The following is a 26,710-nucleotide window of genomic DNA, read 5'->3' as shown; positions in this document are numbered from 1 at the left end:
GCTAAAAAGGGGACGGACTTATTTACTCTCTCGAATAGGCCTCATGAATATTTCTCAGCAGTGTATCCGCTAGCTACTATTGTCAGAATAACATTGCAATCGCGAGCACTAGTAAAGCAGTAATTAATCCCTACGTCCGAAGGATCAATTAAAATCAACTCCTGGGACAAGGAAGTGACATCTCTCACAAGCATTTCAGACACCTCCACCCCTACCGCGCCAACAGACTTGAAACCTAGAACATTTTCAAAAGTAATTATCCAACGCTCTTCCCGCCAATCCAAAAACTCTAAAAAAATGCGCTCACGCTCACACATTATCTTTTCAATGGTGCCGTCTGAAACTGGAAATTCCGTCATTTTGAAGTACCTGGGTGTTTTTCACCCGCAATGAAGCCAGTTCCATGGCCGAGCTTATATCCGTCAGGCTTTACTTTCACCACAGCCTTCTTCTTATCCGCCTGACTCCAACTTAAGTGACTGGGTTTTAGTTCCAAATGATAGTGCTCACCATGGTGTCTCGCGTTAAATTTCCCGACATCTCCAGGATGACTTTCAAATCTAATAATTGTATCCGAATTAGGTCGCCACACCATTCTCAGACTTCCATGTTGTGTTTTTGAAACTTTGGGCTGGACCCCTAACGCTTCTGTAAGCTCGTTTGGATCTTCAGGAAAGTGAGTGCGCGCGTTAGGCAGCGCCGGCTCACCCTCATCCATCCTAGCGCCAGTCGTATCATCCGGCGCCTTACACCCAGGCTTATTCGGTGGCGGGCAATTCCCGCTCAACCCCAACGGATCAACCCACCCCGTCGGATTCGGCGTGTACTGGTACTGGTTCAGCCCGCCCGCCAACTTGATCGGATCTGGCGTCAGGTACCGACCAATATCCGGATTGTAGTAGCGATGCCGGTTGTAATGCAGACCACTCTCAGCGTCGAAGTACTGCCCCTGAAACCGCAACGGTTGCTCGAGCTGCTCTCCCCCACCGAACGCGAGGCGAGTGACCTTGCCGTAGGCGTTGTACTTCGCCGACCAGACGATTTCGCCGCTGTAATCCGTGAGTTCTTGCGGCGTACCGAGGTGATCGAGCTGGTAGTAAAACGGGCAGGCCTTGCGCGGGCCTTTGCCGTCGAGAATGGCCAGTGGGCGGAAGCTGCCGGGTTCGTAGAGGTAGCTGCGGTAATGCTCGCGGCTGCTTTCGGCGATGAGGTGGTCGCCTTGCCAGAAGAACTCGGTGGTTTTGCCGTCGACGGTTTTGCTGATACGGCGGCCGAAGGCGTCGTAGCGGTAGCTGGCGCTGTGGCCGTCCGGGGTCGTGACGCCGATGAGGCGGTGCTGGCAGTCGTAGCGGTATTCGGTGACGAGTTTTTGCGCGGTGCCGCGGCGCTCGCGGATCAGGTTGCCAAAGGCGTCGTAGTCGTAGTGGCGGTCGCCTTGCATCAGCAGGCGGTTGCCTTTGACGGTGGTCGGGCCTGGACGATCCTGCATCAGCAGGTTGCCCGCCGGGTCGTGGGCGAAGCTTTCCGGTTGTTGATCGCGGGTGTGGCGGACGCGGGTCAGGCGGTTGAGCGGGTCGTAGATGTAGTTGCGTTGGCCGTGACGGGTGTCGGCGATGCTGTCGAGATTGCCGTTGGGGCTGTAGGCATAGTCGCGGCGATACAGCGGTTGGTGCTGTTGACTGACAGCGTGGGCCTTCAATCGGCCCTGATCGTCGTAGGCATATTCGCTGAGCAGTTGCCCCTGCTGGCGTTGCTGTTCGCGGCCGAAGGCGAATTGGTGAGTGGTGAGCCGCGCGCCGTTGAGGTCGATCGCCGTCAGCGCGCCGCCCTTGGCGTGGTGGTAATCGAGTTTGCTGCCGTCCGGCAGGCGCAAGCGATTGAGCTGGCCGCAGGCGTCGTAGCCGTAGCGCAAGGTGCCCCAGCCCTGATGCTCGGTGATCAGCCGATCCTGCGGGTCGTATTCGAACTCCAGCGGGTGGTCGTGGCCGTCGTCGACGCTGACCAACCGGCCGAGGCTGTCGTAGCGGTATTCAACCTGGATGCCGTCGGGCAGGGTTTTGACCCGCAGGCGCCCGGCCGAGTCCCGCTCGTAAGCGGTCATCAGCTGCGAGCCGTCCTCGCCGAACTCGGTTTTCTCCAGCAGCTGGCCATTGAGGTCGTAGGTGTACGCCGTGCGTTGGCCGTCGAATCCGGTTTCCTGTCGGATCAAGCCGTTGGGCGTGTAGTCCAGGCGATATTTTTCGCCGGATTCGTTTTCGATTTCCGTGAGTAACAGCTGGGCGTTGTCGTAGCGGTATTGCAGCTGGGTGCCGTCGGGATTGAGGCGGCGGCTGACCAGGTGCAGGTCGTCGACGTATTCGTAACGGGTGACGCGACCCAGTTCATCGCGTTCGGCGGTGATCTTGCCGTAGGCGTTGTAGCTGAACGCGCGGCTGGCGCCGGTAGGAAGCGTGGTCTGGATCAGTCGACCGACGGCATCCCATTGGTACTGGGTGACGGCGCCGTGTTCGTCCTGACGGGTAATCTGCCGCCCCAATACATCGTAGGAAAACCGCCGCTGACCGCCGTCCGGTAAGGTTTCTTCGAGCAGTTGCCCCAGGGCGTTCCAGACGAACACATGCCGACTGGTGTCCGGGTAGCGGATCGACAGCAGTTGCCCTTTGTCATCGTAGTGATAGTGGGTGACCTGACCGTGGGGGTCGGTCGCTTCGGTGATGTCGCCCTGGGCATTGCGCTGATATTTCCACACCGCTTGGCCGCGATACCGTGCGTGCAGGAAACCGTTGCGATACTCGTAGGCCGTCGGTTCGTCGTCCGGCGGAATCAGCGCGATAAGGCGTCCGACTTCGTCGTAACGGTATTCGGTGACGGCGCCGAGCGGGTCCTGCTCGGCCAGCAACCGACCGTTGTCGTCGTAGGCCTTGAGGTGCTCGCCACCGTCCAGTTCGACCTTGCGCACCAGCCGCGCCCGGTCGTCGTGGACGTAAACCTCTTCGCTGCCATCGATGTTCTGAACGGTGACACTGCCCTCGTCATCCCAGACGTAACGCGCGTCCATCTGCGCAAACGACGCCCAGTGGCGGATGCATCGGGCGGCCTTGCCGGACCGTTCCCACTCCCAGAAGAAACTCGCCCCACCGGCCAACTGCCGTTGCAGGATGACGTGCTGATCGTCGTAGTCGTAGCGCTCGCTTTCGCCAGCGGCGTTGGTGGCTTCGATCAGTTGATCGCGTTCGTCGTAGCTGTAACTGACCAACGTCTGCTCGGTGTGCCAAGCCTCGTCGAGGGTTTGGGCCGGGACAAAAACCTGATAGTCGACGGCGACCAAATGGCTGCGGTCATAGCGCAATCGCAAGGCGCGGCCAGCGCCGTTGTCGAGGCGTTTGATGCGGTCTTGCCGGTCGCGGGTGATGCGCAGGCGGTTGTCATAAGCGTCGCTGATGGTCGTCAGCCGACCGTTATGAAAGTGATAGAACCGTGCGTCGTCACCCGCCTGGGCAAGGATCAGTTCTTCGGGTTCATCGCCCAGATAAATTGCCGCCCGCGACAGGCTGTTGTGGATCGCCGGGCGTTCGCTGGTTGGCAACGGGAAGGTGGTGCGCCGGTTTTCGTGGTCGATCCAGATGACGGTGTCGCCATCGATTTCCAGTCGATGAGACAGCGAATGGCTCCAGCCGAAGCCGAGGCCGTCATCGATTTCAGCGGCACTGGTGCGATAGAGCCGGGTGAAGTCGAACGGCAGGATGCCGTCCAGCAAGCCGTCGGTGAGGGTCAGCAGTTCTTCGCCGGTGACCATCGACACCGGACATTTGTTGGTGGCGGTTTTATCAACGGAATCGGCGCTGTCGCCGTTGGGGTTTTTCGCCTAATTCGGGGCGTCGTCGTGGTGTTCGTCTTTTTTCAGCGTGGTGTTGCGCTTGGCATCCCAGCGCAGTTGCATGCGCCCTTTTTTCATACCCGCAGCAACACCGCGTGCGGCGACTTTTTTGTAGCGGTCGACGTAGGTAGTGAAGCTGTTGATGATGCTGAAAATCGCTTTGACGAAGCCCTGAACAGCGTCAACGATCCGCGCGCCATAGTTCGCAAGGCGCATCCCCAGATAGGCAATGCCCGCACCGGCACCGGCGAAAGTCAGGACAACCCCGATCAGAATGTCGATGAGCAACTGCACTATTACCGTCGACACGGCTTCGGCAGTTTTACCGGCAATCTCGCCGGGCGGCAGCATGTCCAACCAGAGGCTGGCGGTGCGCAACAGCAGGCACAGCGCCGCTTCGTCACTGGCCAGCAGTTGGGCTTTTTCCATGACATCGGGAGCGGTTTGCGCGAGTTTCTTCAGCTCTGCGGCGCTCTCGCCCAACCGCTCACCAAACTTCCCGGGATCCTTGAGGATCTCCGAAAGCAGGCCGATGCCGTCCCACACGCCCTCGATTGCCGCCCAACTTCCCGCGAGCATTCCATTGCCTACAGCAACCGCAGAAGATTCCGACCACTTCGGCTTGAATGTCTTCCATTCATCACGCAGCCATTTTTCAAGTTCTTTCGTCAGGCCGTTGTAGGAAGAGAAAAGATCTTCAACTTGCTGCGGCGTGACTTCGTGGTGAACATGAACGCGGTAGAACTTGCCGGGTGTACCGGTGAACGTTCCCTTGCCGTTTTTATCGAGTGTGACCAGCGTCTTCTCGCCGCCCTCACTGGCAATCACATCGACCTGAATATTCCCCACAGGGATGTCATAAACCGATTCAAACTTGCTCTCTATCTCTAGCGTTCCACCCTTTGGGCATTGCACGACGGAGGAGAGAAAATCGTCGTCGCCACTGCTCACCGCGGTGCTGGTGCTGCCGAATCGAATGATCCGTTCCATGCCCATTAGCGAAGGCAAATCAGCCGCGTGACTGGCCTTGTCCGCCGTCCGATTGAACCAGTGCTTTAACTGTTCGCGATAAAGAGAAAGGGTGTTTGGGAAACTGTCGAGCTCCTGCTCGATCCGTACGATCTGGTCCATCAGTTCAGCTCCGCCATCAGGTAGTCCACCAAGGCTGTTTTGGGTGCCTGAGGCAGGTCCGGTGTTTCAAGAAAGATCGCGACCTTGTGGCGCAAAACGCTTTCGGAAAACGCCTCAAAAAGATCAGGACGTTCCTCGCTCAACCACTTCAGCAAGTTGCTGATGCGGGTTGTTGCGGACTCTTCTGCGAGGTGTTTGAGCAGCGATTCGGAAACTTCCCACCATGGAAAAACACGAGAAGCTTTCAGCGCACTACCACCAATTTCGACCGATTGGCCATTGATCAAACAACGCCCGATCACCGGCAGCAGCTGCGTAGCGTCAACCTCGGCAGACCGAAGAATCGACAGCAAATAACGCCCGTCCCAAAAGCGGAAAAACACCGCGTTACCGTTGGGCAAAAGGACTTGAGTGAGGCTGCGAAGATGCTCGACCAACACCTCCTGAGGGGCAGAAGAAACCGCCAGCCAACCCCAATCACGAGACTCGGTATTGGCAACCCATTCCAAAAACTCACTGCCAGCAGCGACGATTCCGACATAGGGCATTACCGGTTCCCACTCGGCGTAAGCGGTGTCAGCCCAGATCGGACTGGGTGCTTGAGCGGAGATCGAACGCTGCCAGGCTTTAAACGGTTCAGCGGCGCTCGCACTGCTGAAAACCGCGAACAACCGCTCGGAAGGTTTGAGTGGTTGGCGATCCAGCCAGTCGAGAGGTGACAAGTGATCAGGCTGCACAGACACCATCCTTGCAGCGCTCGCATTCTTCGCAGAATGGCGCATCGCTTTGCAGGCTCATGATCTGTGCGGCGCTCAGCAGAGCGGCCGGGGCGGCGACGAGTTTCAATGGCGTATCCGGCGACACGGGCGCAGCGGCCATCGACGGCATCAACCCGCCACCGACCTGAATTGGCACGCTGCTGAAAATCCCGCCGGGACCGATGTTGATCCACTGCCCGCCCGCCTGAATCGTCGCGCTGGCCCCGCCGTCGATGACCACTTGCTGACCGGCGCTGACATGGAATTGCTGACTGGCATTCAGCGCCTGGCTGGTCACCCGAATGTGTCGGTCACCGACCACCACCAGGTGATCATCCAGCTTCACTTCGGTCTGGCGCTGGCCATGGGTGATGCGCTGCTCGTCGGCTTTCAGCTCATGGCGAGCGGTGCCGGTGACGACGATGCTGCGGGTGTTATCGACCTGCACCTGTTGATCATTCAGTACGTGCTGAGTCCAGTTTCGCTGGGCGCGCAGGTAGATTTCCTCGGCGCCCTTGCGATCCTCGATGCGCAATTCGTTGTAACCGCCGCCACCGGGACTGCTCTGGCTGCGGAAAATGCTGCGGGTTTTGTCGGCGGGCAGATCAAGCGGCACCGGGGTTGCGGCGTTGGGCAGGCAACCCATCACCAGCGGTTTGTCGGCATCGGCGTCGACGAATCCCACCAGCACTTCCATACCGACCCGCGGGATCATCACGCTGCCATAACGGTCGTGCGCCCAGCCGGTGGCGACGCGCAGCCAGCAACTGGAGTGTTCATCGAGCTGACCGTCACGGTCCCAAGCCAGCTGAACCTTGACCCGACCGAACTCGTCGCAATGGATTTCACTGTCGGTCGGGCCGGTGACCACGGCAGGTTGATAGCCGAGCATGCGTGGTTTTTCTGGCCCAAGTGGAGGGCGAAACGAAACGTCCCACGGTGTTGCCAGAAAGGTATTGCGATAGCCCTGGAAATCATCCGGGCCGTCGCTGGTAACCGACTCTTCCAGCACTTGCGGCTGGCGGCCACGGTGTTCGATTTCGGTGATCAACCACAGGTCATTCCATGCCTGACGCGGATGCTCGGCCAGGTGTAGGAAATGCCCGCTGACCAAAGCCGATTCGTCACCACGACCTTCGGCCTGACGGAAGTCGGCGTTGTGGCGTTCGAGGGCTCGTTGGGCCAGATGCTTGCCGTGTTCGCGGTCGGTGAATTGGCCCGGGAAGTGGTAATCCTCGAGCACCGGTCGCAGCTCACTGTCGAGGCGGCTTTCAAGTTGCAGGCGAGGTTTTTTGAAGTCGTAGTCGCGACGGGTTACCGCTGTCGTCCGGGTTTCCAGGCGCACGTTGAAACGTTTGATGGCCGGCGCATCCGCCGCCATTCCGCTGCCTGGCAGGTAGAGCGTCGGTTCAGGAAGACGAGGGAAAACCGTCTGGTCATCGCCAAACACCAACAGGTGCCCGTCGGGGCTGTGCTGAAAGTGGTAGTGAATGCCGAGCTCGGCACACAGCCGCTGGATGAACGCCAGATCGCTTTCGGCGTATTGCACGCAGTACTCGCGCGCAGGGTAGTCGCTGCCGAGCCGGAACTCGAAGGCATCGCGCTGGATGCCGTGGTCTTTGAGAATTTGCGCGACGATCGCCGGCACGCTTTTGTGCTGGAAGATCCGCTGATTGATGCGCTGACCGAGGTAGGCCAGACGCGGCACGAGGCTGATTTGGTAGCCCGTCAGACGTTGCCCGGAATCGCTTTGGCCAACGCGAAAAATCTGACCATGAATGCCGGAACCCTGCGCATCAAAACTCAGAAATGCCTGACGATGCAGGAGGCTTTCGAGTTCGATGTCCGGCCGTTCGCTGACCAGTTCCAGGTCAAAACGGTAGGGCTGGCTGATGGCTTCCGTACCTGTGAACTCAAGCACCTTGAGCTCATTCTGGACGCCGTCGATCGTCAACGTGAAGCGCGGTTGATTGGCAGGAGCGAACATCCGATGTGTCTCAGCAGAATGAAGGCGGGCGATTCTGCATGAGCGACAAGGGGTGTTGATGGAGGGGCAGGAAAATCAGATTTGCCCTACTTTTTTAGAGATTTTTCCTTCAAAAAACAGGACAGGGAACTACATACATTCCCCTCAGAAGCACCATCATCCCCTGTGGGAGCGAGCCTGCTCGCGATGGCGGTTGATCATTCAACATTGATGTCGACTGACCCGACGCCATCGCGAGCAGGCTCGCTCCCACAGTGGAACTTCGATGCATTGATAGCTGCGCCAACCCAAAAAAAACGGCCCGCCTCCATCAGGAAGCGGGCCGTTTTCATGTTCGGCGAAAGGTCAGAGCATCAGCTCATCCCGATCACTTGTTCAGGCGGAAATCTGCCTCGGCGGCGGCGAAGCGCTGAAGCATGCCTTTAGTAGGCTCGCCCGATTTGCTGACGAAGTAGATCGCCAGGCTGGCGAAGATGAAGCCCGGGATGATTTCGTACAGGCCCAGCAGTTCGAAGTGTTTCCACACGATCACGGTGATCGCGCCGACCAGGATGCCGGCCAGTGCGCCGTTGCGGGTCATGTCTTTCCAGATCACGGAGATCAGGACAACCGGACCGAAAGCAGCACCGAAACCAGCCCAGGCGTAGCTGACCAGACCCAAAACGCGGTTTTCCGGGTTAGCGGCCAGAGCGATAGCGATCAAGGCAACCAGCAGCACCATGGCACGGCCGACCCAGACCAACTCGACCTGGGAAGCGGTTTTACGCAGGAAGGTTTTGTAGAAGTCTTCGGTCAGGGCGCTCGAGCACACCAGCAATTGGCAGCTCAAGGTGCTCATCACAGCAGCCAGAATGGCCGACAGCAGTACACCGGCAACCCATGGGTTGAACAGGATCTTGGCCAGTTCGATGAACACACGTTCGTGGTTTTCGCTCACTGGCATGGCCACGGCAGGGTTTGCCGAGAAGTAGGCAATACCGAAGAAGCCTACAGCCACGGTGCCGCCCAGGCACAGGATCATCCAGGTCATGGAGATACGGCGAGCGTTAGCGATCGACTTGACCGAATCCGCCGCCATGAAACGCGCCAGGATGTGCGGCTGGCCGAAGTAGCCCAGGCCCCAGCCCATCAACGAGATGATGCCGATGAAGGTGGTGTTTTTCAGCATGTCGAAGTTGCTTGGGTCTTGCGCTTCGATGGCCAGGAACGTGGTGTCGATGCCGCCGGTGGCCAGCAGCACGATGATCGGCGTCAGCAACAGGGCGAAGATCATCAGGGTGGCTTGTACGGTGTCAGTCCAGCTCACGGCCAGGAAACCGCCGACGAAGGTGTAGGCAATCGTCGCCGCAGCACCGGCCCACAGTGCAGTCTCGTAGGACATGCCGAAGGTGCTTTCAAACAGACGGGCGCCAGCCACGATGCCGGAAGCGCAGTAGATGGTGAAGAACACCAGGATCACGACCGCGGAGATGATCCGCAGCAGGCCGCTTTTGTCTTCGAAACGGCTGGAGAAGTAATCCGGCAGGGTCAGCGCATCACCGTTGTGCTCGGTCTGCACGCGCAGACGGCCGGCGACGAACAGCCAGTTCAGGTAAGCACCGATGATCAGACCGATGGCGATCCAGCTTTCGGACAGACCGGACATGTAGATAGCGCCCGGCAGGCCCATCAACAACCAGCCGCTCATGTCGGAGGCGCCGGCGGACAATGCAGTCACAACGCTGCCCAGGCTGCGACCGCCCAGAATGTAGTCAGAAAGGTTGTTGGTGGAGCGATAGGCCATGAAGCCGATCAGCACCATTGCTGCGATGTAGATCACGAACGTGATCAGTGTTGGATTGCTTACGCTCATTAAGTGATGCCCTGGCTTTGTTTTTATGTAGCGGCAGAGTGTGAAACCGCCGACAAACGACAACGTTTGTTCAGACGACTTCGGGACCCGCGCATTTAGGACTGATGTTTCCCCAGGAAAGCCATCAGCCGGTGCACCTGTCTTTTGTGACCGGTTGCACCTTGGGCGCGAATGCTATTCAACAAAGCAAATAAGGTGCAACCAGTTTCGCGAGAATAAGTTGCACCTAATCGGATTTACCTGAAAAAGCCCTGTTTTTGCTCCCTTTTAGCGCAGTCTTGGCGGTTTACTAGAAGCAAAAGCACCAAGCAGGAGCGGTACGCCCGTACCGGAATTTATTTCCTGACGAGCTGCGTATTATTCCGACAAAAAAAGGGTTGCACCCGGTTGCACCTCGACGGTTGCACGGCTAATCTTGCCGCCAGCTGATGCCACGCGGTCGTGGCAAACATGAGGATAAAAATATGGCTACCACCACCCTTGGGGTCAAACTTGACGACCCGACCCGCGAGCGCCTCAAGGCCGCCGCGACCTCGATTGATCGCACGCCGCACTGGCTGATCAAGCAGGCAATTTTCAATTACCTGGAAAAACTCGAGGGTGGTGCAACCCTGACCGAGCTGAGCGGTTTGATCAGCAAAGACGCTGACGACGCCGGCGAAGTCCACGCTGACCACGCGCACCAATGCTTCCTCGAGTTCGCCGAAAGCATCCTGCCGCAATCGGTCCTGCGCGCTTCGATCACCGCCGCTTACCGTCGCCCTGAGCCGGAAGTGGTGCCGATGCTGATCGAGCAGGCTCGCCTGCCGATCGCCATGGCCGAAGCCACCAACAAGCTCGCCGCCTCGATTGCCGAAAAACTGCGCAATCAGAAGAGCGCCGGCGGCCGTGCCGGGATTGTTCAGGGCCTGCTGCAGGAATTTTCCCTGTCGTCCCAGGAAGGCGTGGCACTGATGTGCCTGGCCGAAGCGCTGCTGCGCATCCCGGACAAAGGCACCCGCGACGCACTGATCCGCGACAAGATCAGCACCGGCAACTGGCACCCGCACTTGGGCAACAGCCCGTCGTTGTTCGTCAACGCCGCCACGTGGGGCTTGCTGCTGACCGGCAAACTGGTCGCCACCCACAACGAAGCCGGCCTGACTTCATCCTTGAGCCGCATCATCGGCAAGAGCGGCGAGCCGATGATCCGCAAGGGCGTCGACATGGCCATGCGCCTGATGGGCGAGCAGTTCGTCACCGGCGAAACCATCGCCGAAGCCCTGGCCAACGCCAGCAAGTTCGAAGCCAAAGGCTTCCGTTATTCCTACGACATGCTGGGTGAAGCCGCACTCACCGAGCACGATGCCCAGAAATACCTGGCCTCGTACGAACAAGCCATCCACTCGATCGGCAAAGCGTCCCACGGCCGTGGGATTTATGAAGGTCCGGGCATTTCCATCAAGCTGTCGGCACTGCACCCGCGTTACAGCCGTGCGCAGTACGAGCGCGTGATGGACGAGTTGTACCCACGCCTGCTGTCGCTGACCCTGCTGGCCAAGCAATACGACATCGGCCTGAACATCGACGCCGAAGAAGCCGACCGCCTCGAGCTGTCGCTGGATCTGCTGGAGCGCCTGTGCTTCGAGCCGCAACTGACCGGCTGGAACGGCATCGGTTTCGTGATCCAGGCTTATCAAAAGCGTTGCCCGTACGTGATCGACTACGTGATCGACCTGGCTCGTCGCAGCCGTCATCGCCTGATGATCCGTCTGGTAAAAGGCGCGTACTGGGACAGCGAGATCAAGCGCGCCCAGGTCGAAGGCCTGGAAGGCTATCCGGTCTACACCCGCAAGGTGTACACCGACGTTTCCTACATCGCTTGCGCACGCAAGCTGCTGTCGGTGCCGGAAGTCATCTACCCGCAATTCGCCACGCACAACGCCCACACCCTGTCGGCCATTTACCACATCGCCGGTCAGAACTATTACCCCGGTCAGTACGAGTTCCAGTGCCTGCACGGCATGGGTGAACCGCTGTACGAACAGGTTGTAGGCAAAGTTTCCGAAGGCAAGCTGAACCGTCCGTGCCGCGTGTACGCACCGGTCGGTACTCACGAAACACTGCTGGCGTACCTGGTGCGTCGTCTGCTGGAAAACGGTGCGAACACTTCGTTCGTTAACCGTATCGCCGACCAATCTATTTCGATTCAGGAGCTGGTGGCCGATCCAGTGGCCAGCATTGAGCAGATGGCGACGCTGGAAGGCGGCTTCGGCCTGCCGCACCCGCGTATCCCGCTGCCGCGTGATCTTTATGGTGCCGAGCGCGCCAACTCCAGCGGCATCGACATGGCCAACGAACATCGTCTGGCTTCGCTGTCCTGCGCACTGCTGGCAACCGCTCATAACAACTGGAAAGCCGCGCCGATGCTCGGTTGCGCCTCCAGCACTGAAACCCCGGCTCCGGTGCTGAACCCGTCGGATCTGCGCGACATCGTTGGCCACGTACAGGAAGCAACTGTCGAAGACGTCGATAACGCGATCCAGTGCGCCCTGAACGCTGCACCGATCTGGCAGGCCACTCCGCCCGCCGAGCGCGCCGCGATTCTGGAACGTGCCGCTGATTTGATGGAAGGCGAAATCCAGCCGCTGATGGGCCTGCTGGCTCGCGAAGCGGGCAAGACCTTCGCCAACGCCATCGCCGAAGTGCGTGAAGCCGTGGACTTCCTGCGTTACTACGCGGTGCAGGCCCGCAACGATTTCACCAACGACGCCCACCGCCCATTGGGCCCAGTGGTGTGCATCAGCCCGTGGAACTTCCCGCTGGCCATCTTCAGCGGCCAAGTCGCTGCGGCACTGGCTGCCGGCAACCCGGTTTTGGCCAAACCTGCAGAACAAACCCCGCTGGTGGCTGCTCAAGCCGTGCGTTTGCTGCTCGAAGCCGGGATTCCGGAAGGCGTGCTGCAACTGTTGCCGGGCCGTGGAGAAACCGTTGGCGCGCGTCTGGTCGGTGACGATCGGGTTAAAGGCGTGATGTTCACCGGTTCCACCGAAGTCGCTCGTTTGCTGCAACGCAATGTCGCTGGTCGCCTGGATGCTCAAGGTCGTCCGATTCCGTTGATCGCCGAAACCGGTGGCCAGAACGCGATGATCGTCGACTCTTCGGCACTGACCGAACAAGTCGTGATCGACGTGGTGTCGTCGGCCTTCGACAGCGCCGGTCAACGTTGCTCGGCACTGCGTGTGCTGTGCTTGCAGGAAGATTCCGCTGACCGTGTCATCGAAATGCTCAAAGGTGCCATGGCTGAATGCCGTCTCGGCAACCCGGAACGCCTGTCCGTGGACATCGGCCCGGTGATCGACGCCGAAGCCAAGGCCGGTATCGAGAAGCACATCCAGGGCATGCGCGACAAAGGTCGCAGCGTGTACCAGGTGGCAATCGCCAACACCGAAGAAGTCAAACGCGGCACCTTCGTGATGCCGACGCTGATCGAACTGGAAAGCTTCGACGAGCTGCAACGGGAGATCTTCGGTCCGGTGCTGCACGTGGTTCGCTACAAGCGCAAAGACATCGATCAACTGATCGGTCAGATCAACGCTTCCGGTTACGGCCTGACCTTGGGTGTGCACACTCGCATCGACGAGACCATCGCCAAGGTGATCGACAACGTCAACGCCGGTAACGTCTACGTGAACCGCAACATCGTCGGTGCTGTGGTCGGCGTGCAGCCGTTCGGTGGCGAAGGCTTGTCGGGTACGGGTCCGAAAGCCGGTGGTCCGTTGTACCTGTACCGTCTGTTGTCGACACGTCCTACCGATGCAATCGAACAATCCTTCGCTCGTGGTGATGCCATCGCGGCACCGGACGTTCGTCTGCGTGATGCCATGAGCAAACCGCTGAAGGCCCTGCAAGCCTGGGCCGACAGCAGCAAGCTCACCGAGCTGAGCACCCTGTGCGTGCAGTTCGCGGCGCAATCGCAAAGCGGGATCACCCGTCTTCTGGCGGGCCCGACCGGCGAACGCAACAGCTACGCCATTCTGCCGCGCGAACACGTGCTGTGCCTGGCGGAAGTCGAAGGCGATCTGCTGACGCAACTGGCGGCGGTATTGGCCGTCGGCGGTTCGGCGGTATGGCCGGAAGCTGAATTGACCAAGGCGTTGTTCGCACGTCTGCCGAAGGACATTCAGGCGAAGATCAAACTGGTTTCCGACTGGAACAAGGACGAAGTGCTGTTTGATGCGGTTCTGCATCACGGCCATTCCGATCAGTTGCGTGCGGTCTGCCAGCAAGTGGCCAAGCGTGCCGGCGCGATTGTTGGGGTTCATGGCTTGTCGCAAGGCGAGACCAACATCGCGCTGGAGCGTCTGGTGATCGAGCGGGCGTTGAGCGTTAACACTGCTGCGGCGGGTGGTAATGCCAGTCTGATGACTATCGGCTAAACCGCAATACCACCGGGCGCCCGCAATGGACGCCCGGCATGCAATATCCCCTGTGGGAGCGAGCCTGCTCGCGATAGCGGTATGTCATCCGACATCTGTATTGGATGACATACCGCTATCGCGAGCAGGCTCGCTCCCACATTTGATTAGCGGTGCCCGCACCGCACCATCACGCTCATCAATCATCCTGTTCAGCCTTTATTCCCACGCCTAGACTCGGTCCATTCCAAAAAAAGGTAGGCCGCCATGTCCGAGACGTTGCTCAGTTCCCGCAATCTGGCTTTCGAGCTGTATGAAGTCCTTGATGCCGAGGGCCTGACCCAGCGTGAGCGTTTCGCCGAGCACAACCGCGAGACCTTCGACGCCGCCATCGGCACCGCCCGCACCATAGCCGAGAAGTTCTTCGCCCCGCACAATCGCAAGGGTGACGAGAATGAGCCGCGCTATGAGGACGGTCAGGCGATTCTGATTCCGGAAGTGAAACCGGCGGTGGATGCCTTCCTTGAAGCCGGTTTCCTCAACGCTGCGCGCAGTTTCGATGCGGGCGGCATGCAACTTCCTACGCTGTTGTCCCAAGCCTGCTTCGCACATTTCCAATCGGCCAACGCGGCGTCGACTTCTTATCCGTTCCTGACCATGGGCGCGGCGAACCTGATCGAAAGTTTCGGCACCGAGGAGCAAAAACAACGCTTCCTGCAACCGATGATCGATGGTCGCTTCTTTGGCACCATGGCGCTGACCGAACCCCATGCCGGCTCGTCGCTGTCGGATATTCGTACCCGCGCAGAGCCTGCGTCTGACGGCACGTATCGACTCAAGGGCAACAAGATCTTCATCTCCGGCGGTGATCACCCGTTGTCGGAAAACATCGTGCACATGGTGCTGGCCAAGTTGCCGGATGCACCGGCGGGTGTGAAAGGGATTTCGCTGTTCATCGTGCCCAAGTTTCTGGTCAACGATGACGGCAGCCTGGGCAAACGCAACGACGTGTTGCTGGCCGGGCTGTTCCACAAGATGGGCTGGCGCGGCACCACCTCCACCGCGCTGAACTTCGGCGATAACGGCGAGTGTGTCGGCTACCTGGTGGGCAAGCCTCATCATGGCTTGAGCTACATGTTCCAGATGATGAACGAGGCGCGGATCGGCGTCGGCATGGGCGCGGTGATGCTCGGTTACGCCGGTTATCTGTATTCCCTGGAATACGCCCGCGAGCGGCCGCAGGGTCGCGTGCCGGACAGCAAGGACCCGAACACCGCTCCGGTGGCGATCATTCAGCACGCCGACGTCAAACGCATGTTGCTGACTCAGAAAGCCTATGTCGAAGGTTCGTTCGACCTGGGGCTGTACGCAGCGCGGCTGTTTGACGACACCACAACCCTTGAGACTGAAGCCGAGCGCAAACAGGCCCACGAACTGCTGGATTTGCTGACGCCGATCGTCAAATCCTGGCCGTCGGAGTTTTGCCTGAAGGCCAACGAACTGGCGATCCAGATACTCGGCGGCCATGGCTACACCCGCGAATACCCGGTGGAGCAGTATTACCGCGACAACCGCCTGAACCCGATCCACGAAGGGACTCACGGCATTCAATCGTTGGACCTGCTGGGCCGCAAACTGGCGCAGAACGGTGGTGCGGGGCTCAAGCAATTGATCCGCCTGATTGCCGATACCGCCGAGCGCGCTCAAGCGTATGAATCGTTAACCGCGCTGCGTGAGCCGCTGGAGAAATTGGTGGCGCGCCTGCAAACGGTGACCATCGGTTTGCTGACGGATTTGGCGCAAGGCAAGGTTAATAGCAGCCTGGCGAACTCGGCGCTGTACCTCAAAGTGTTCGGGCACACGGTGATTGGCTGGCGCTGGCTGGAGCAGGCGATTCGCGCGCAGGAAGGGCTGGCCAAAGGGAATGCGGCGGATGTGAGCTTCTATAAAGGCAAGCTGCAGGCGGCGCGGTATTTCCTGACGTGGGAAGTGCCGGGTTGCCACCATGAACTGGCGATTCTTGAGGCGCGGGATGATGTGTGCCTGACGATGCAGGATGAATGGTTCTGACACCCTCTCACTGATCGTTCCCACGCTCTGCGTGGGAATGCCTCAGGGGACGCTCCGCGTTCCAATGGGACGCGGAGCGTCCCGGGCTGCATTCCCACGCGGAGCGTGGGAACGATCGGTCAAGTGAGTTTGAAGCTACCCATCTGCCGCGCCAAATCATCGGCCAACCGCTGCAACATCTGACAATCCTCTCGACAAGCCCTGACCTCCCCGGCGGTGGCACGGGCCAGGTCAGAAATCCCCTGCACGTTCCGGTTGATCTCTTCCGTCACCGCCGACTGCTCTTCCGTCGCCGCCGCCACCTGATGGTTCATGTCGCTGATGCGCTCCACCTGCCCGGTAATCGCGGTCAACGACACCCCAGTGCGTTGGCTCGACTCAACGCCCGTGCCGGTCGCCGCTTGCCCGGAATGCATCGACGACACCGCGTTCTCCGCGCCTTGCTTGAGGCTGCCAATCATCTGCTGAATCTCATCAGTCGACGATTGCGTGCGCCGCGCCAACGTGCGCACCTCATCCGCCACGACCGCAAACCCACGCCCCATGTCCCCGGCCCGCGCCGCTTCGATGGCCGCGTTGAGCGCGAGCAAATTGGTCTGCTCGGAAATCCCGCGAATCACTGCCAGCACCTGATCGATGGAGGCCACCTGATGGGCCAACTCGCCCACCGCACTGGCCGCGAGGCCGATTTCATCGGACATGCTTTCGATATGCCGAATCGACCCGCCCACCACTTCCCGCGCCTGCATCGCCTCATCCCGGGCAGTTTGCGAAGCCACCGCGGCATTGCCGGCGTTCTGGGCGATTTCCTGCACCGTCAGGCCCATTTCGTGAACGGCGGTGGCGACCATGTCGGTCATTTCCTGCTGACGGCCGGAGCGTTCAGCGGTGTTGTCCACTACCCGCGCCACCTGGCCGACGGCCGTTCGTAAACGCTCGCTGGTGGTCAACACTTCGCCGATCATGTCGCGCTGGCTTTCCAGGAACCGATTGAAGCCGCGAGCCAGGTCACCCAGTTCATCGGCGCGACTGGAATCTAACCTGTGGGTCAAATCTCCACCACCGCTACCGATGGCTACCAGCGCCGCTGTTACCTGACGGATCGGCCGCACCAATCCACGGGCCAACAACACCACCAGCATCAGGCAAATCAGCGCCACCGCCAGGCCAATGCCGCTGCTCATCCACATCGCGCGGCGGGCTTCGGCGTAGATCTGCGACTGTGGCACTTCGGCCACCAGGGTCCAGCCCAAGTCCCGCAACGGCAGACTCAATGCCAGAAAATCTTCGCCATCGCGATCGAAGCTGCTGTGGGTGGCAGCCTGTTGGCCCATGACGGCTTGCGCTGCCGGGGTGCCAATCTGTTCGGCCAACGTGCGTTTGCCGCTGAACTGCGCTTCGGGGTGAACCTGGATCAAACCGTCGGAACGTACGAGATAGACCTTGCCGCGCTCACCGAAGTTGAAGTTGTGGATCAGCTCCGACAGCTCTTTCATGCTCAGGCCAAGCCCGGCAACGCCCACGACTTTGCCGGCCTGCTCGACCTTGAGGTCGATGAACAGCGCCAACTCTCCGGTCGCGGTGTCATTGTCGATATTGAGGGTGCGCGGCTGGTTGCTGTCGAGAAACGAATAGAACCAGGCGTCTTTGGGGTTGGTGCGGCTGAGGGTCCGGTCCAGGCCTTTTTCCGTGAAGTAATGGTTTGAAGCAGTGCCGACGATCAGCGCGGTAAAGGCTTTGTGCTCGGCGCGGATGCCTTCCAGATAGGTGACGAAGGTGTTGGTCTGGGCACTGTTTTCACCCCCGGCCAACCAGTCGCGCACCATGCTATTGCTGGCGATGTCCTTGGCGGCGGTGAGGGGTTGAACGAGGATTCGCTCGATGTCGTTGCGCATCGCTTCGATGCTCGACGGTAGCGCTTGCTCGACCAGATAGCGCTCGGCGAGGCGATTGACCACGAGGGTATAAATGCCAACCACAATCAGAATACTGACCAGCAGGGCGGTGCCCATGCTCAGGATCAACTGCCATTGAATACTGCGTCGCCAGAACTGCATGGAGCACCCCCAAAGAATAAGAGGCTGAAACACTGCAACAGCCGTGCCGATTGTATACAAAAACAACTTAAATCATCTTTAAAACACAGACCTCTTTGTTGATGATCGGTGGAGATGATCGTGCACATCAGATGCGACCTGTCAACTTTGACAGGTTACAACTCAGTGTTCTGCGACTAGGTTAGGTCTGCCCAAGTCCTGTTTTGCGTAGTGATCAACAGCACCGGCGCCCTCGCCACTTATGTAAAGGTGAAATCATGAACAAAGAAAATGCGATGCCACTACAGCCCAGCGTTGCAGTAGATGCTGATTTCTTTATCAAGCACGCCAGAGTCGGCGCGATAGTGAACGATGGCCCAATGAGTGCCAGAGTGACCAAGAAGCGATTTGTAGAAGCAAATGACAGTCGTATCTTCGTTGAAATTGGATTCGACTCCGACGTCACTTACAAAACATCGCAATCGATCAGCAACCAAGAGTATGCCCCCCTACTCGCGGTGGGTGACCACTTCATCAGAAAGGAGGGGACCACGATGATCGTAAATAGCGTTCTTTATAAGAAGAAGGAGAATGGCGAATGGGAAATCTTCATCGGCTGGCGCTAAGCAGGTGTGCGCTGACCGTGGCCGTTAATTGATTGAAAGCGCCCTAGGCCAAAGGGCGCCCTGAACTATGACAATCAGCCTTGCTGGCCGATCGTCTTGGAGATCACTTCAACCGTGGCGCTGACTTGCTCTTGGTAACGGTCGAGTTCCTGCTTGTGCTGCTTCTGCATTTCGATCTGCTGGGAGCACAGATTCATCGCGGCCAATACCAGCAAGCGGTCACCGATCAACGTCGGGTACTTCCTTTTGGTGTCGGCCAGGGCAGCCTTCAGCATTAACGCGGCGTCCAGCAGGGTTTGTTCTTCCCCGGCCGGCGCCTTGATCGAATAGTCCTCCCCCAGGATCGAGACGACTTTTACCCCTGCGGCGCCGTGATTCATGCGCTGACTGGGCCGGCGCTGACGCGCTCAACCAGGGCCTGGATGCGTGCAGCGGTGGCACCTTGTTTCTCTTCCTGCTCCATCAGGCTCAGTTGCAGGCTTTCGTTTTCATCCTTGGCCTGGGCCAGTTCTGCGCTCAGGGTTTGGTTGGTGCCGAGCAGGGTCTGGTTCTGTTGCACCAGGTCGCTGACCAGCTGTTCCAATTGGCTTAGGGATGCTTCCAACATTTTGATTTTCCAAGCATTTTCAAAGGGCGCGTACGATAAAGAAAAGTCACCACGGATGCCAGGGTTATTGGGGCGCAAGGCCTTGATTTTCCTGGCGGGCGACCTTCCTCGCGAGCTTTAAAGACTGTGATTGGCGGATCTGGTTCCTGCACTTCGTCGCCGCAGCGGTTGTGCGACAAAAACCCGCAGGGGCTCAAGACTTTAGTCGTATGACCGATAAGTCATCCATACGTCAGTCTCAGCGCCGCACGGATGCGCTCTTTTCGGTAAACACCATGTCCCTTCGTAATATGAATATCGCGCCACGGGCGTTCCTCGGTTTTGCCCTGATTGGCGGCCTGATGCTGATTCTGGGTGTGTTTGCCTTGAACCAGATGAGCAAGATTCGCAGCGCCGGTGAAGACATCGCCTCCATGAGCGTGCCGAGCATCAAGAGCCTCGACGAGTTCACTCAGCTGACCCTGCGCCTGCGGGTGTTGTCCTACCGTTTGCTGGTGAACCGCGAGCCGGACGTCCAGCAAAAGACCATGGATCTGCTGGAAACCCGCAATCAGCAGATTCGCGCCGCTCAGGCGACTTACGAAAAACTGATCACCAGCCCGCAGGAACGTTCGGCCTACGACCAATACGTGCAGTTGCTCGGCCAGTACCGTCAGATCGAAGACCGGATGAAGACCCTGTCGCGCAACAATCAGGTGGATGAACTGCGCACCCTGCTCAACACCGATCTGCTGACCAACTCCGAAGCGGTGAACACCGTGTTGAACCGCTTGCTGGAGATCAACACTCAGCAGACCCTCGACACCAATCAACAAGCCGCCGACCAGTACGCTTCGGCCTTCAACCTGGTGATCACCCTGCTGGTGATCGCGACCGGCCTGACCCTGCTGTTCGCCTGGTTGTTGACCAATAGCATCACCAAGCCGATCGCCAACGCCCTGAGCGCTGCCGAAGAAATTGCTGAAGGCAACCTGACCCGCCCGATCACCGTCGATGGTGAGGACGAAGCCGGCCGCTTGCTGCTGGCCATGTCGAAGATGCAGGACAAGCTGCGCGACACCCTGCAACGGATTTCCGGGTCCGCCACGCAACTGGCGTCCGCCGCTGAAGAACTCAACAGCGTCACCGACGAAAGCGCCCGTGGCCTGACCCAGCAGAACAACGAAATCGAACAAGCCGCCACCGCGGTCAACGAAATGACCAGCGCCGTGGAAGAAGTCGCGCGCAATGCCGTCAGCACGTCCGAAGCCTCGAAAAATGCCACTACCTCTGCCGGTGATGGCCGTGACCTGGTGCAGGAAACCGTCAGCGCCATCGAACGCATGAGCGCCGACGTGCAGAGCACCGCCACCCTGATCGGCGACCTGGCCAACGAGTCCCGTGACATCGGCAAAGTGCTGGACGTGATTCGCGGCCTGGCTGACCAGACCAACTTGCTGGCATTGAACGCAGCCATCGAAGCCGCCCGTGCCGGTGAGGCCGGTCGTGGTTTTGCCGTGGTGGCGGACGAAGTCCGTGCCCTGGCGCATCGCACCCAGCAATCGACCAGCGAAATCGAACGCATGATCGGCAGCATCCAGAGCGGTACCGAACACGCAGTGGATTCGATGCGCAACAGCACCGAGCGTGCTGAGTCGACGTTGAACATCGCTCGTGGTGCAGGCATGTCGCTGGACACTATTAATAGCGCGATCGTCGAAATCAACGAACGCAACCTGGTGATCGCCAGCGCTGCCGAAGAGCAGGCGCAAGTGGCCCGTGAGGTGGACCGCAATCTAGTGAACATTCGCGATCTGTCGGTGCAGTCGGCGACCGGGGCTAACCAGACCAGTGCTGCGAGCAATGAGCTGTCGCGATTGGCGCTGGACCTGAACAACATGGTTGGGCGGTTTAGCCTCTAAGAGCACCGCGAACTCTGTGGCTAAGGGATTTATCTGTGGTGGGGGGATTTATCTGTGGCGAGGGGATTTATCCCCGTTCGGCGGCGAAGCCGTCGCAAGACCTGTTTGCGGGGCATGCCTGAAAGAACGCAGGGGGCCGCTTCGCAGCCCAACGGGGATAAATCCCCTCGCCACAGTGATTGCACCCGGAGCTGCGTGTGTCATCTGCTTGCTGCAAAAGCTTTTTGACAGCATCACATTTCAACAGGTTAGAATCGCTGGCACGCAGACTGCATGGTCAGTTTGCGCCCGCCTTTCAGCTTTCTGGAGTACTGCCTTTGAATGCGACGACCATCAACAGCCTGTTCTTGATCGGCGCGTTGCTGGTAGGTGCAAGCATTCTGGTGAGCTCACTTTCATCGCGCCTCGGTATCCCGATTCTGGTGATCATCCTCGCGGTGGGCATGTCGGCCGGCGTCGATGGCGCCGGCATTATTTTCGATAACTACCCAACGGCTTATCTGGTCGGCAACCTCGCGCTGGCCGTCATCCTGCTCGACGGTGGCTTGCGCACCCGGGTTTCCAGCTTCCGCGTGGCGTTATGGCCGGCGCTGTCGCTGGCGACGGTCGGGGTGTTGATCACCACCGGGCTGACCGGCATGGCCGCCGCGTGGCTGTTCAACCTGAACCTGATTCAGGGCCTGCTGATCGGCGCTATCGTTGGCTCCACCGACGCCGCGGCGGTGTTCTCGCTGCTCGGCGGCAAAGGCCTGAACGAACGGGTGACCGCCAGCCTCGAGATCGAGTCCGGCAGCAACGATCCGATGGCGGTGTTCCTCACCGTGACCCTGATCGACATGCTCGCCAGCGGCCAGACCGGTCTGCACTGGAGCCTGCTCGGGCACTTGATGCGTGAGTTCGGTATCGGTGCTGTCATCGGCCTGGGCGGTGGCTGGGTCATGCTGCAACTGGTCAACCGTATCCACTTGGCCACCGGCCTGTATCCGATCCTGGTCATTGCTGGCGGACTGGTCGTGTTTGCCCTGACCAACGCCTTGCACGGCAGCGGCTTTTTGGCGGTTTACCTGTGCGGCCTGGTCATCGGCAACCGCCCGGTGCGCAGCCGCCACGGTATTTTGCACATGCTCGATGGCATGGCCTGGCTGGCGCAAATCGGCATGTTCCTGGTCCTCGGGCTGCTGGTAACGCCCCATGACCTGTTGCCGATTGCCCTGCCCGCTCTGGGCCTGGCGCTGTGGATGATTCTGTTTGCGCGGCCGTTGTCGGTGATCGTCGGCCTGCTGCCCTTCAAGGCGTTCCATGGGCGCGAGAAGGCGTTCATTTCCTGGGTCGGGTTACGCGGCGCGGTCCCGATCATTCTGGCGGTGTTCCCGCTGATGGCCGGCCTGCCCAACGCTCAACTCTATTTCAACCTCGCCTTCTTTATCGTGTTGGTGTCGCTGCTGGTGCAGGGCACGAGCCTGCCGTGGGTGGCGAAGCTTTTGAAAGTGACCGTTCCGCCGGAGCCGGCGCCGATCTCCCGCGCCGCCCTGGAAGTCCACGTCACCAGTGAGTGGGAGCTGTTCGTTTATCGCCTCGGTGCCGAGAAATGGTGCATCGGCTCGCCCCTTCGCGAACTGAAAATGCCCGAAGGCACCCGCATTGCAGCCCTGTTTCGTGGCCAGCAACTGCTCCATCCGTCGGGTAGTACGGTGCTCGAAGTCGACGATTTGCTGTGCGTCATCGGCCATGAACACAACCTTCCGGCCCTCGGAAAACTCTTCAGCCAGGCACCGCAACGGGGCCTCGACTTGCGCTTCTTCGGCGACTTCGTACTCGAAGGAGACGCCCAGCTGGCGGCGGTTGCGGCGCTGTACGGGTTGAAAGTGGAAGGCATCGATCCGGACATGTCGCTCGGCCACTTCATTGCCCAGAAAGTGGGCGGTGCCCCCGTAGTCGGTGACCAGGTGGAGTGGAACAACACCATTTGGACCGTCGCGGTCATGGAAGGGAACAAGATAGGTAAAGTGGGCGTCAGATTCCCCGAAGGAAGTCGCCCCGGTCCGGGCTTGTTCCTCTAAACTCTACACTTCGTCTCGTTTTCGATCGGTCTCTATGTCAACCCTGCGCACGTTTATCATTACGGCCCTGCTGGGCTTGAGTCTTTCTGTCGGTACATTGCAAGCGGCCGAACCGCCGTCCAGCGAAGCCGTGCAGGCGAACCTGGACAAGATCGCCGAGCGCAAATTGCCGGAAGCCGATCAGAAAGCCCTGCAGAGCATCCTGCAAAACACGCTGACACAGCTCAACAACAAGCGTGATTACGAGCAGAAGCTGGCCGATCTCAAGCAGCAACTGGCCAACGCCCCAAAGCAGAACATCGAGAACCAGCGAGAACTGGCCAAGCTCAAAGCCACCAAATTGCTGCCAGTACCGCAGCGCTATGCCAAAGAGCCTATTCAGCAACTGGAGCAAATGCTCACCGAGCGCTCCACCCAGCAAAGCGATCTGCAAAAAGCCCTGGCCGACGCCAACAGTCTGGTGATTACTGCCCAGACCCGCCCCGAGCGCGCCCAGGCCGAAATTTCTGCCAGCCAGACGCGCATCCAGCAGATCAACAACATCCTCAAGATCGGCAAGGACGGCGGCAAGATCTTGACCCCTGAGCAACGCGACCTGCTCAACGCAGAGCTCGCGGCGCTGAATGCCCTGATCCCGTTGCGCCGCCAGGAACTGGCCGGCAACAATCAACTGCAGGACTTGGGCAACAGCCAGCATGACTTGCTCTCGGAAAAATCCGATCGCCTCGATCAGGAAATCCAGGAGCTGCAAACCCTGATCAACCAGAAGCGCCTGGCCCAGTCCCAGGAGACGGTGACGCAGCAGTCCATCGAAGCGCAGAAATCCGGCGGCAGTACCCTGCTGGCGACCGAAAGCGCGGCCAACCTCAAGCTTTCTGACTACCTGCTCAAAAGTACTGACCGCCTCAACGAAGTCACCCAGCAGAATCTGCAGACCAAGCAGCAACTGGACAACGTGACGCAGAGCGACTCGGCGCTGGACGAGCAAATCAACGTGCTCAAGGGCAGCCTGCTGCTCTCCAAGATTCTCTACAAACAGAAACAGTCCCTGCCACGCCTCAGGCTCGACCGTGACCTGGCCGACCAGATCGCCGACATTCGCCTCTATCAATTCGAAGTCAGCCAGCAACGGGAACTGCTCAGCAACCCGGCGACCTACGTCGACAACCTGCTATCGACTCAGCCTCCCGAGCAAGTCACCCCGCAACTGCGCAAAAGCCTGCTGGAGCTGGCCACAACCCGCGCCGACCTGCTGGAGCGGCTGAACCGCGAACTCAGCGCGGTGCTCAACGAATCGATCACGTTGCAACTCAATCAGAAGCAACTGCTCAGCACCGCGCAAAGCCTGCGGGCAACCCTTGATGAGCAGATGTTCTGGATTCCCAGCAACAAACCGCTGGACCTGGAATGGATGCGCGCCGTGCCGGAGCGCCTGGAACGTCAGGTCACCACGCTGCCGTGGGCTTCCAGCCTGAGCGAATTAAGTGACGGCCTGACCCAACGGCCGCTGCTGTTCCTGCCCCTGGCGCTGTTGATCGGTGCCCTGCTGTGGCGACGCAAAAGCCTGTATGCCCGACTGAGCAAGGTTCACCAGGACATCGGCCACTTCAAACGCGACAGCCAGTGGCACACGCCGCAGGCCATCCTGATCAACATTCTGCTGGCGATGCCGGTGTCCCTGGGCCTGGCCTTGTGTGGCCTGGCCTTGCAAATCGACGCCCGCGGACAGAACGCGAACATGGGCGCGGCGCTGCTGCAAATGGCCCAGGCCTGGCTAGTGTTCTACACCGCTTACCGGATCCTTGCGCCGGGCGGCGTGGCCGAACTGCATTTCCGCTGGGAAAAACCCCAGGTCGAATTCCTGCAGGGCTGGGTCCGTCGACTCGGGCTGGTGGTCATGGCGTTGGTCGCGGTGGTGGCGGTCGCCGAGCTGCAACCCGCGACCCTGGCCGATGACGTACTCGGCATGCCGGTGGTGCTGACTTGCTATGCGCTGATGGCCTGGCTGCTCAGCCGCCTGCTGATCAGCAGCCCGACTCACCAGAACGCTTCGCTGTTCCGCAAGGCCGTGGGGATCCTGTTCACCGTCCTGCCTGTCGCGTTGTTCGTGGCGGTGTGCTTCGGCTATTACTACACCGCGCTGAAGCTCAGTGACCGATTGATCAACACCCTTTACCTGCTGATGTTCTGGCTGGTGATCGAGGCCACCTTCGTGCGCGGCCTCAGCGTTGCGGCACGCCGCCTGGCCTACCAGCGCGCCCTGGCCAAACGCCAGGCCGCGAAAGAGGCCGGCGACGGCGAAGCGGTGATCGAAGAGCCAACCCTGGATATCGAGAAGGTTAACGAGCAGTCCCTGCGCCTTATCCGCCTGGCACTGCTGGGCGGTTTCATCGCGGCGTTGTACTGGGTCTGGTCCGATCTGATCTCTGTGTTCTCGTACCTGGATAACGTCACCCTCTACGAATACACCAGCGGCACCGGCGCCAACATGAGCATGGTGCCGATCAGCATTGGCGACATGCTCGGCGCGCTGATCATCATCGGCATCACCTTCGCCCTCGCGCGCAACTTGCCGGGGTTGCTGGAAGTGTTGGTGCTGTCGAAGCTGAACCTGGCTCAGGGCAGTGCGTACGCCACCACCACCTTGCTGTCCTACGTGATCGCCGGCATCGGTTTCGTCTCCACCCTGTCGACACTCGGCGTGAGTTGGGACAAATTGCAATGGCTGGTGGCGGCGCTGTCGGTAGGTCTCGGCTTCGGGATGCAGGAAATCTTCGCCAACTTCATCTCCGGGATCATGATCCTGTTCGAACGTCCGGTGCGGATTGGCGACACCATCACCATCGGCAACCTGTCCGGTACGGTGAGCAAGATCCGCATCCGCGCCACGACGATCACCGACTTCGACCGCAAGGACATCATTGTCCCGAACAAGACGTTCATTACTGGACAACTGATCAACTGGTCCCTGACCGACACCATCACCCGAGTGACCCTCAAGCTCGGTGTCGATTACGGCTCTGACCTGGACCTGGTCAAGGAATTGCTGCTCAAGGCCGCACGCGATAACCCGCGAGTGCTGAAAGACCCGGAACCCCACGTGTACTTCCTGAACTTCGGCGAAAGCACCCTCGACCACGAGTTGCGCATGCATGTACGTGACCTCGGTGACCGTAACCCGGTGCTCGATGAGGTCAACCGCTTCATCAATCGCGAGTTCAAGAAACAGCACATCAACATCTCGTTCCGGCAGATGGAGGTTTACCTCAAGAATCTTCAGGGCCAGGAATACAAAATGGTGCCCATCGAGCCGGAAACCAAGACCATCGTTCCCATGGCCGATGGCAAACCTGTGCAAGAGCCGCCGGCCGCCAAGCTCGACTAAGCGGCTTATCCCTAGCAGAATGC

General features: G+C 59.5%; 13 protein-coding genes and 3 pseudogenes. 7 read left to right on the top strand and 9 right to left on the bottom strand.

Annotated elements, in window-relative coordinates; translation table 11 throughout:
* Nucleotides 1-41: 41 nt before the first annotated feature.
* The 5 genes and pseudogenes from IB252_RS19265 to putP form a co-directional block, all read right to left on the bottom strand.
* The gene (locus IB252_RS19265) at nt 42-359 is read right to left on the bottom strand and encodes a hypothetical protein (RefSeq protein ID WP_192409935.1); all 318 of its coding nucleotides are present in this window, start codon (nt 357-359) and stop codon (nt 42-44) included.
* A pseudogene (locus tag IB252_RS19260) lies at nt 356-5,008 on the bottom strand (RHS repeat-associated core domain-containing protein). The gene IB252_RS19265 and the pseudogene IB252_RS19260 overlap by 4 nt, the downstream one beginning before the upstream one ends.
* Nucleotides 5,008-5,745 carry a DUF4123 domain-containing protein gene (locus tag IB252_RS19255; protein WP_192409934.1) on the bottom strand — a complete coding sequence of 246 codons (738 nt, stop codon included), beginning with the start codon at nt 5,743-5,745 and terminating at the stop codon, nt 5,008-5,010. Before IB252_RS19255 ends, IB252_RS19260 begins: the two are co-directional and overlap by 1 nt.
* Nucleotides 5,735-7,753 (bottom strand): type VI secretion system tip protein VgrG, encoded by a 2,019-nt coding sequence (locus IB252_RS19250; protein WP_192409933.1) that lies wholly within the window; start codon nt 7,751-7,753, stop codon nt 5,735-5,737. Before IB252_RS19250 ends, IB252_RS19255 begins: the two co-directional genes overlap by 11 nt.
* Before the next feature lie 367 nt (nt 7,754-8,120).
* Complete coding sequence (gene putP, locus IB252_RS19245; protein WP_192409932.1) at nt 8,121-9,605, bottom strand: sodium/proline symporter PutP; 1,485 nt, start codon at nt 9,603-9,605, stop codon at nt 8,121-8,123.
* 464 nt (nt 9,606-10,069) lie between these two features.
* On the opposite strand from putP, the gene putA reads away from it, so the two are divergent.
* Together putA and IB252_RS19235 are read left to right on the top strand one after the other, a co-directional pair.
* Nucleotides 10,070-14,023 carry a trifunctional transcriptional regulator/proline dehydrogenase/L-glutamate gamma-semialdehyde dehydrogenase gene (gene putA / locus IB252_RS19240; protein ID WP_192409931.1) on the top strand — a complete coding sequence of 1,318 codons (3,954 nt, stop codon included), beginning with the start codon at nt 10,070-10,072 and terminating at the stop codon, nt 14,021-14,023.
* A gap of 246 nt (nt 14,024-14,269) precedes the next feature.
* Nucleotides 14,270-16,072 carry an acyl-CoA dehydrogenase gene (locus IB252_RS19235; protein ID WP_192409930.1) on the top strand — a complete coding sequence of 601 codons (1,803 nt, stop codon included), beginning with the start codon at nt 14,270-14,272 and terminating at the stop codon, nt 16,070-16,072.
* Between the two features lie 119 nt (nt 16,073-16,191).
* Here the strand turns inward: IB252_RS19235 and IB252_RS30615 are convergent, their stop codons facing one another.
* Together IB252_RS30615 and IB252_RS30610 are read right to left on the bottom strand one after the other, a co-directional pair.
* Nucleotides 16,192-16,923: a methyl-accepting chemotaxis protein gene (locus IB252_RS30615; protein WP_412548178.1), complete on the bottom strand. Its 732-nt coding sequence runs from the start codon at nt 16,921-16,923 to the stop codon at nt 16,192-16,194.
* Nucleotides 16,924-17,058: 135 nt separating this feature from the next.
* Nucleotides 17,059-18,084, bottom strand: a pseudogene (locus IB252_RS30610) (sensor histidine kinase); the annotation flags it as partial.
* Between the two features lie 302 nt (nt 18,085-18,386).
* Between IB252_RS30610 and IB252_RS19225 the strand changes: the two are divergent.
* Entirely contained in the window at nt 18,387-18,734 is a 348-nt protein-coding gene (locus IB252_RS19225; protein WP_192409928.1) for a hypothetical protein, read from the top strand.
* A 74-nt stretch (nt 18,735-18,808) separates the two neighbouring features.
* Here IB252_RS19225 and IB252_RS19220 read toward each other — a convergent pair whose 3' ends face one another.
* Nucleotides 18,809-19,114 carry a cell division protein ZapA gene (locus tag IB252_RS19220; protein ID WP_192409927.1) on the bottom strand — a complete coding sequence of 102 codons (306 nt, stop codon included), beginning with the start codon at nt 19,112-19,114 and terminating at the stop codon, nt 18,809-18,811.
* Nucleotides 19,111-19,341 carry a hypothetical protein gene (locus IB252_RS19215; protein WP_008149645.1) on the bottom strand — a complete coding sequence of 77 codons (231 nt, stop codon included), beginning with the start codon at nt 19,339-19,341 and terminating at the stop codon, nt 19,111-19,113. The genes IB252_RS19220 and IB252_RS19215 overlap by 4 nt, the downstream gene beginning before the upstream one ends.
* Nucleotides 19,342-19,550: 209 nt before the next feature.
* Between IB252_RS19215 and IB252_RS30605 the strand changes: the two are divergent.
* From IB252_RS30605 to mscK, 4 genes and pseudogenes are all read left to right on the top strand, one after another.
* Nucleotides 19,551-20,387 (top strand): annotated as a pseudogene (locus IB252_RS30605) (MCP four helix bundle domain-containing protein); the annotation flags it as partial.
* The gene (locus IB252_RS30600; protein ID WP_371925560.1) at nt 20,370-21,242 is read left to right on the top strand and encodes a methyl-accepting chemotaxis protein; all 873 of its coding nucleotides are present in this window, start codon (nt 20,370-20,372) and stop codon (nt 21,240-21,242) included. The pseudogene IB252_RS30605 and the gene IB252_RS30600, both read left to right, overlap by 18 nt.
* Before the next feature lie 317 nt (nt 21,243-21,559).
* Nucleotides 21,560-23,302, top strand: a complete 1,743-nt coding sequence (locus IB252_RS19205) for a potassium/proton antiporter (RefSeq protein WP_008149642.1) — start codon at nt 21,560-21,562, stop codon at nt 23,300-23,302.
* Between the two features lie 34 nt (nt 23,303-23,336).
* Nucleotides 23,337-26,687: a mechanosensitive channel MscK gene (gene mscK, locus IB252_RS19200; RefSeq protein ID WP_192409925.1), complete on the top strand. Its 3,351-nt coding sequence runs from the start codon at nt 23,337-23,339 to the stop codon at nt 26,685-26,687.
* The last annotated feature ends 23 nt before the right edge of the window (nt 26,688-26,710 follow it).

Source organism: Pseudomonas sp. PDM10 (assembly GCF_014852295.1).
Classification (GTDB): domain Bacteria; phylum Pseudomonadota; class Gammaproteobacteria; order Pseudomonadales; family Pseudomonadaceae; genus Aquipseudomonas.
This window is presented reverse-complemented; position numbering and strand designations above follow the sequence as displayed.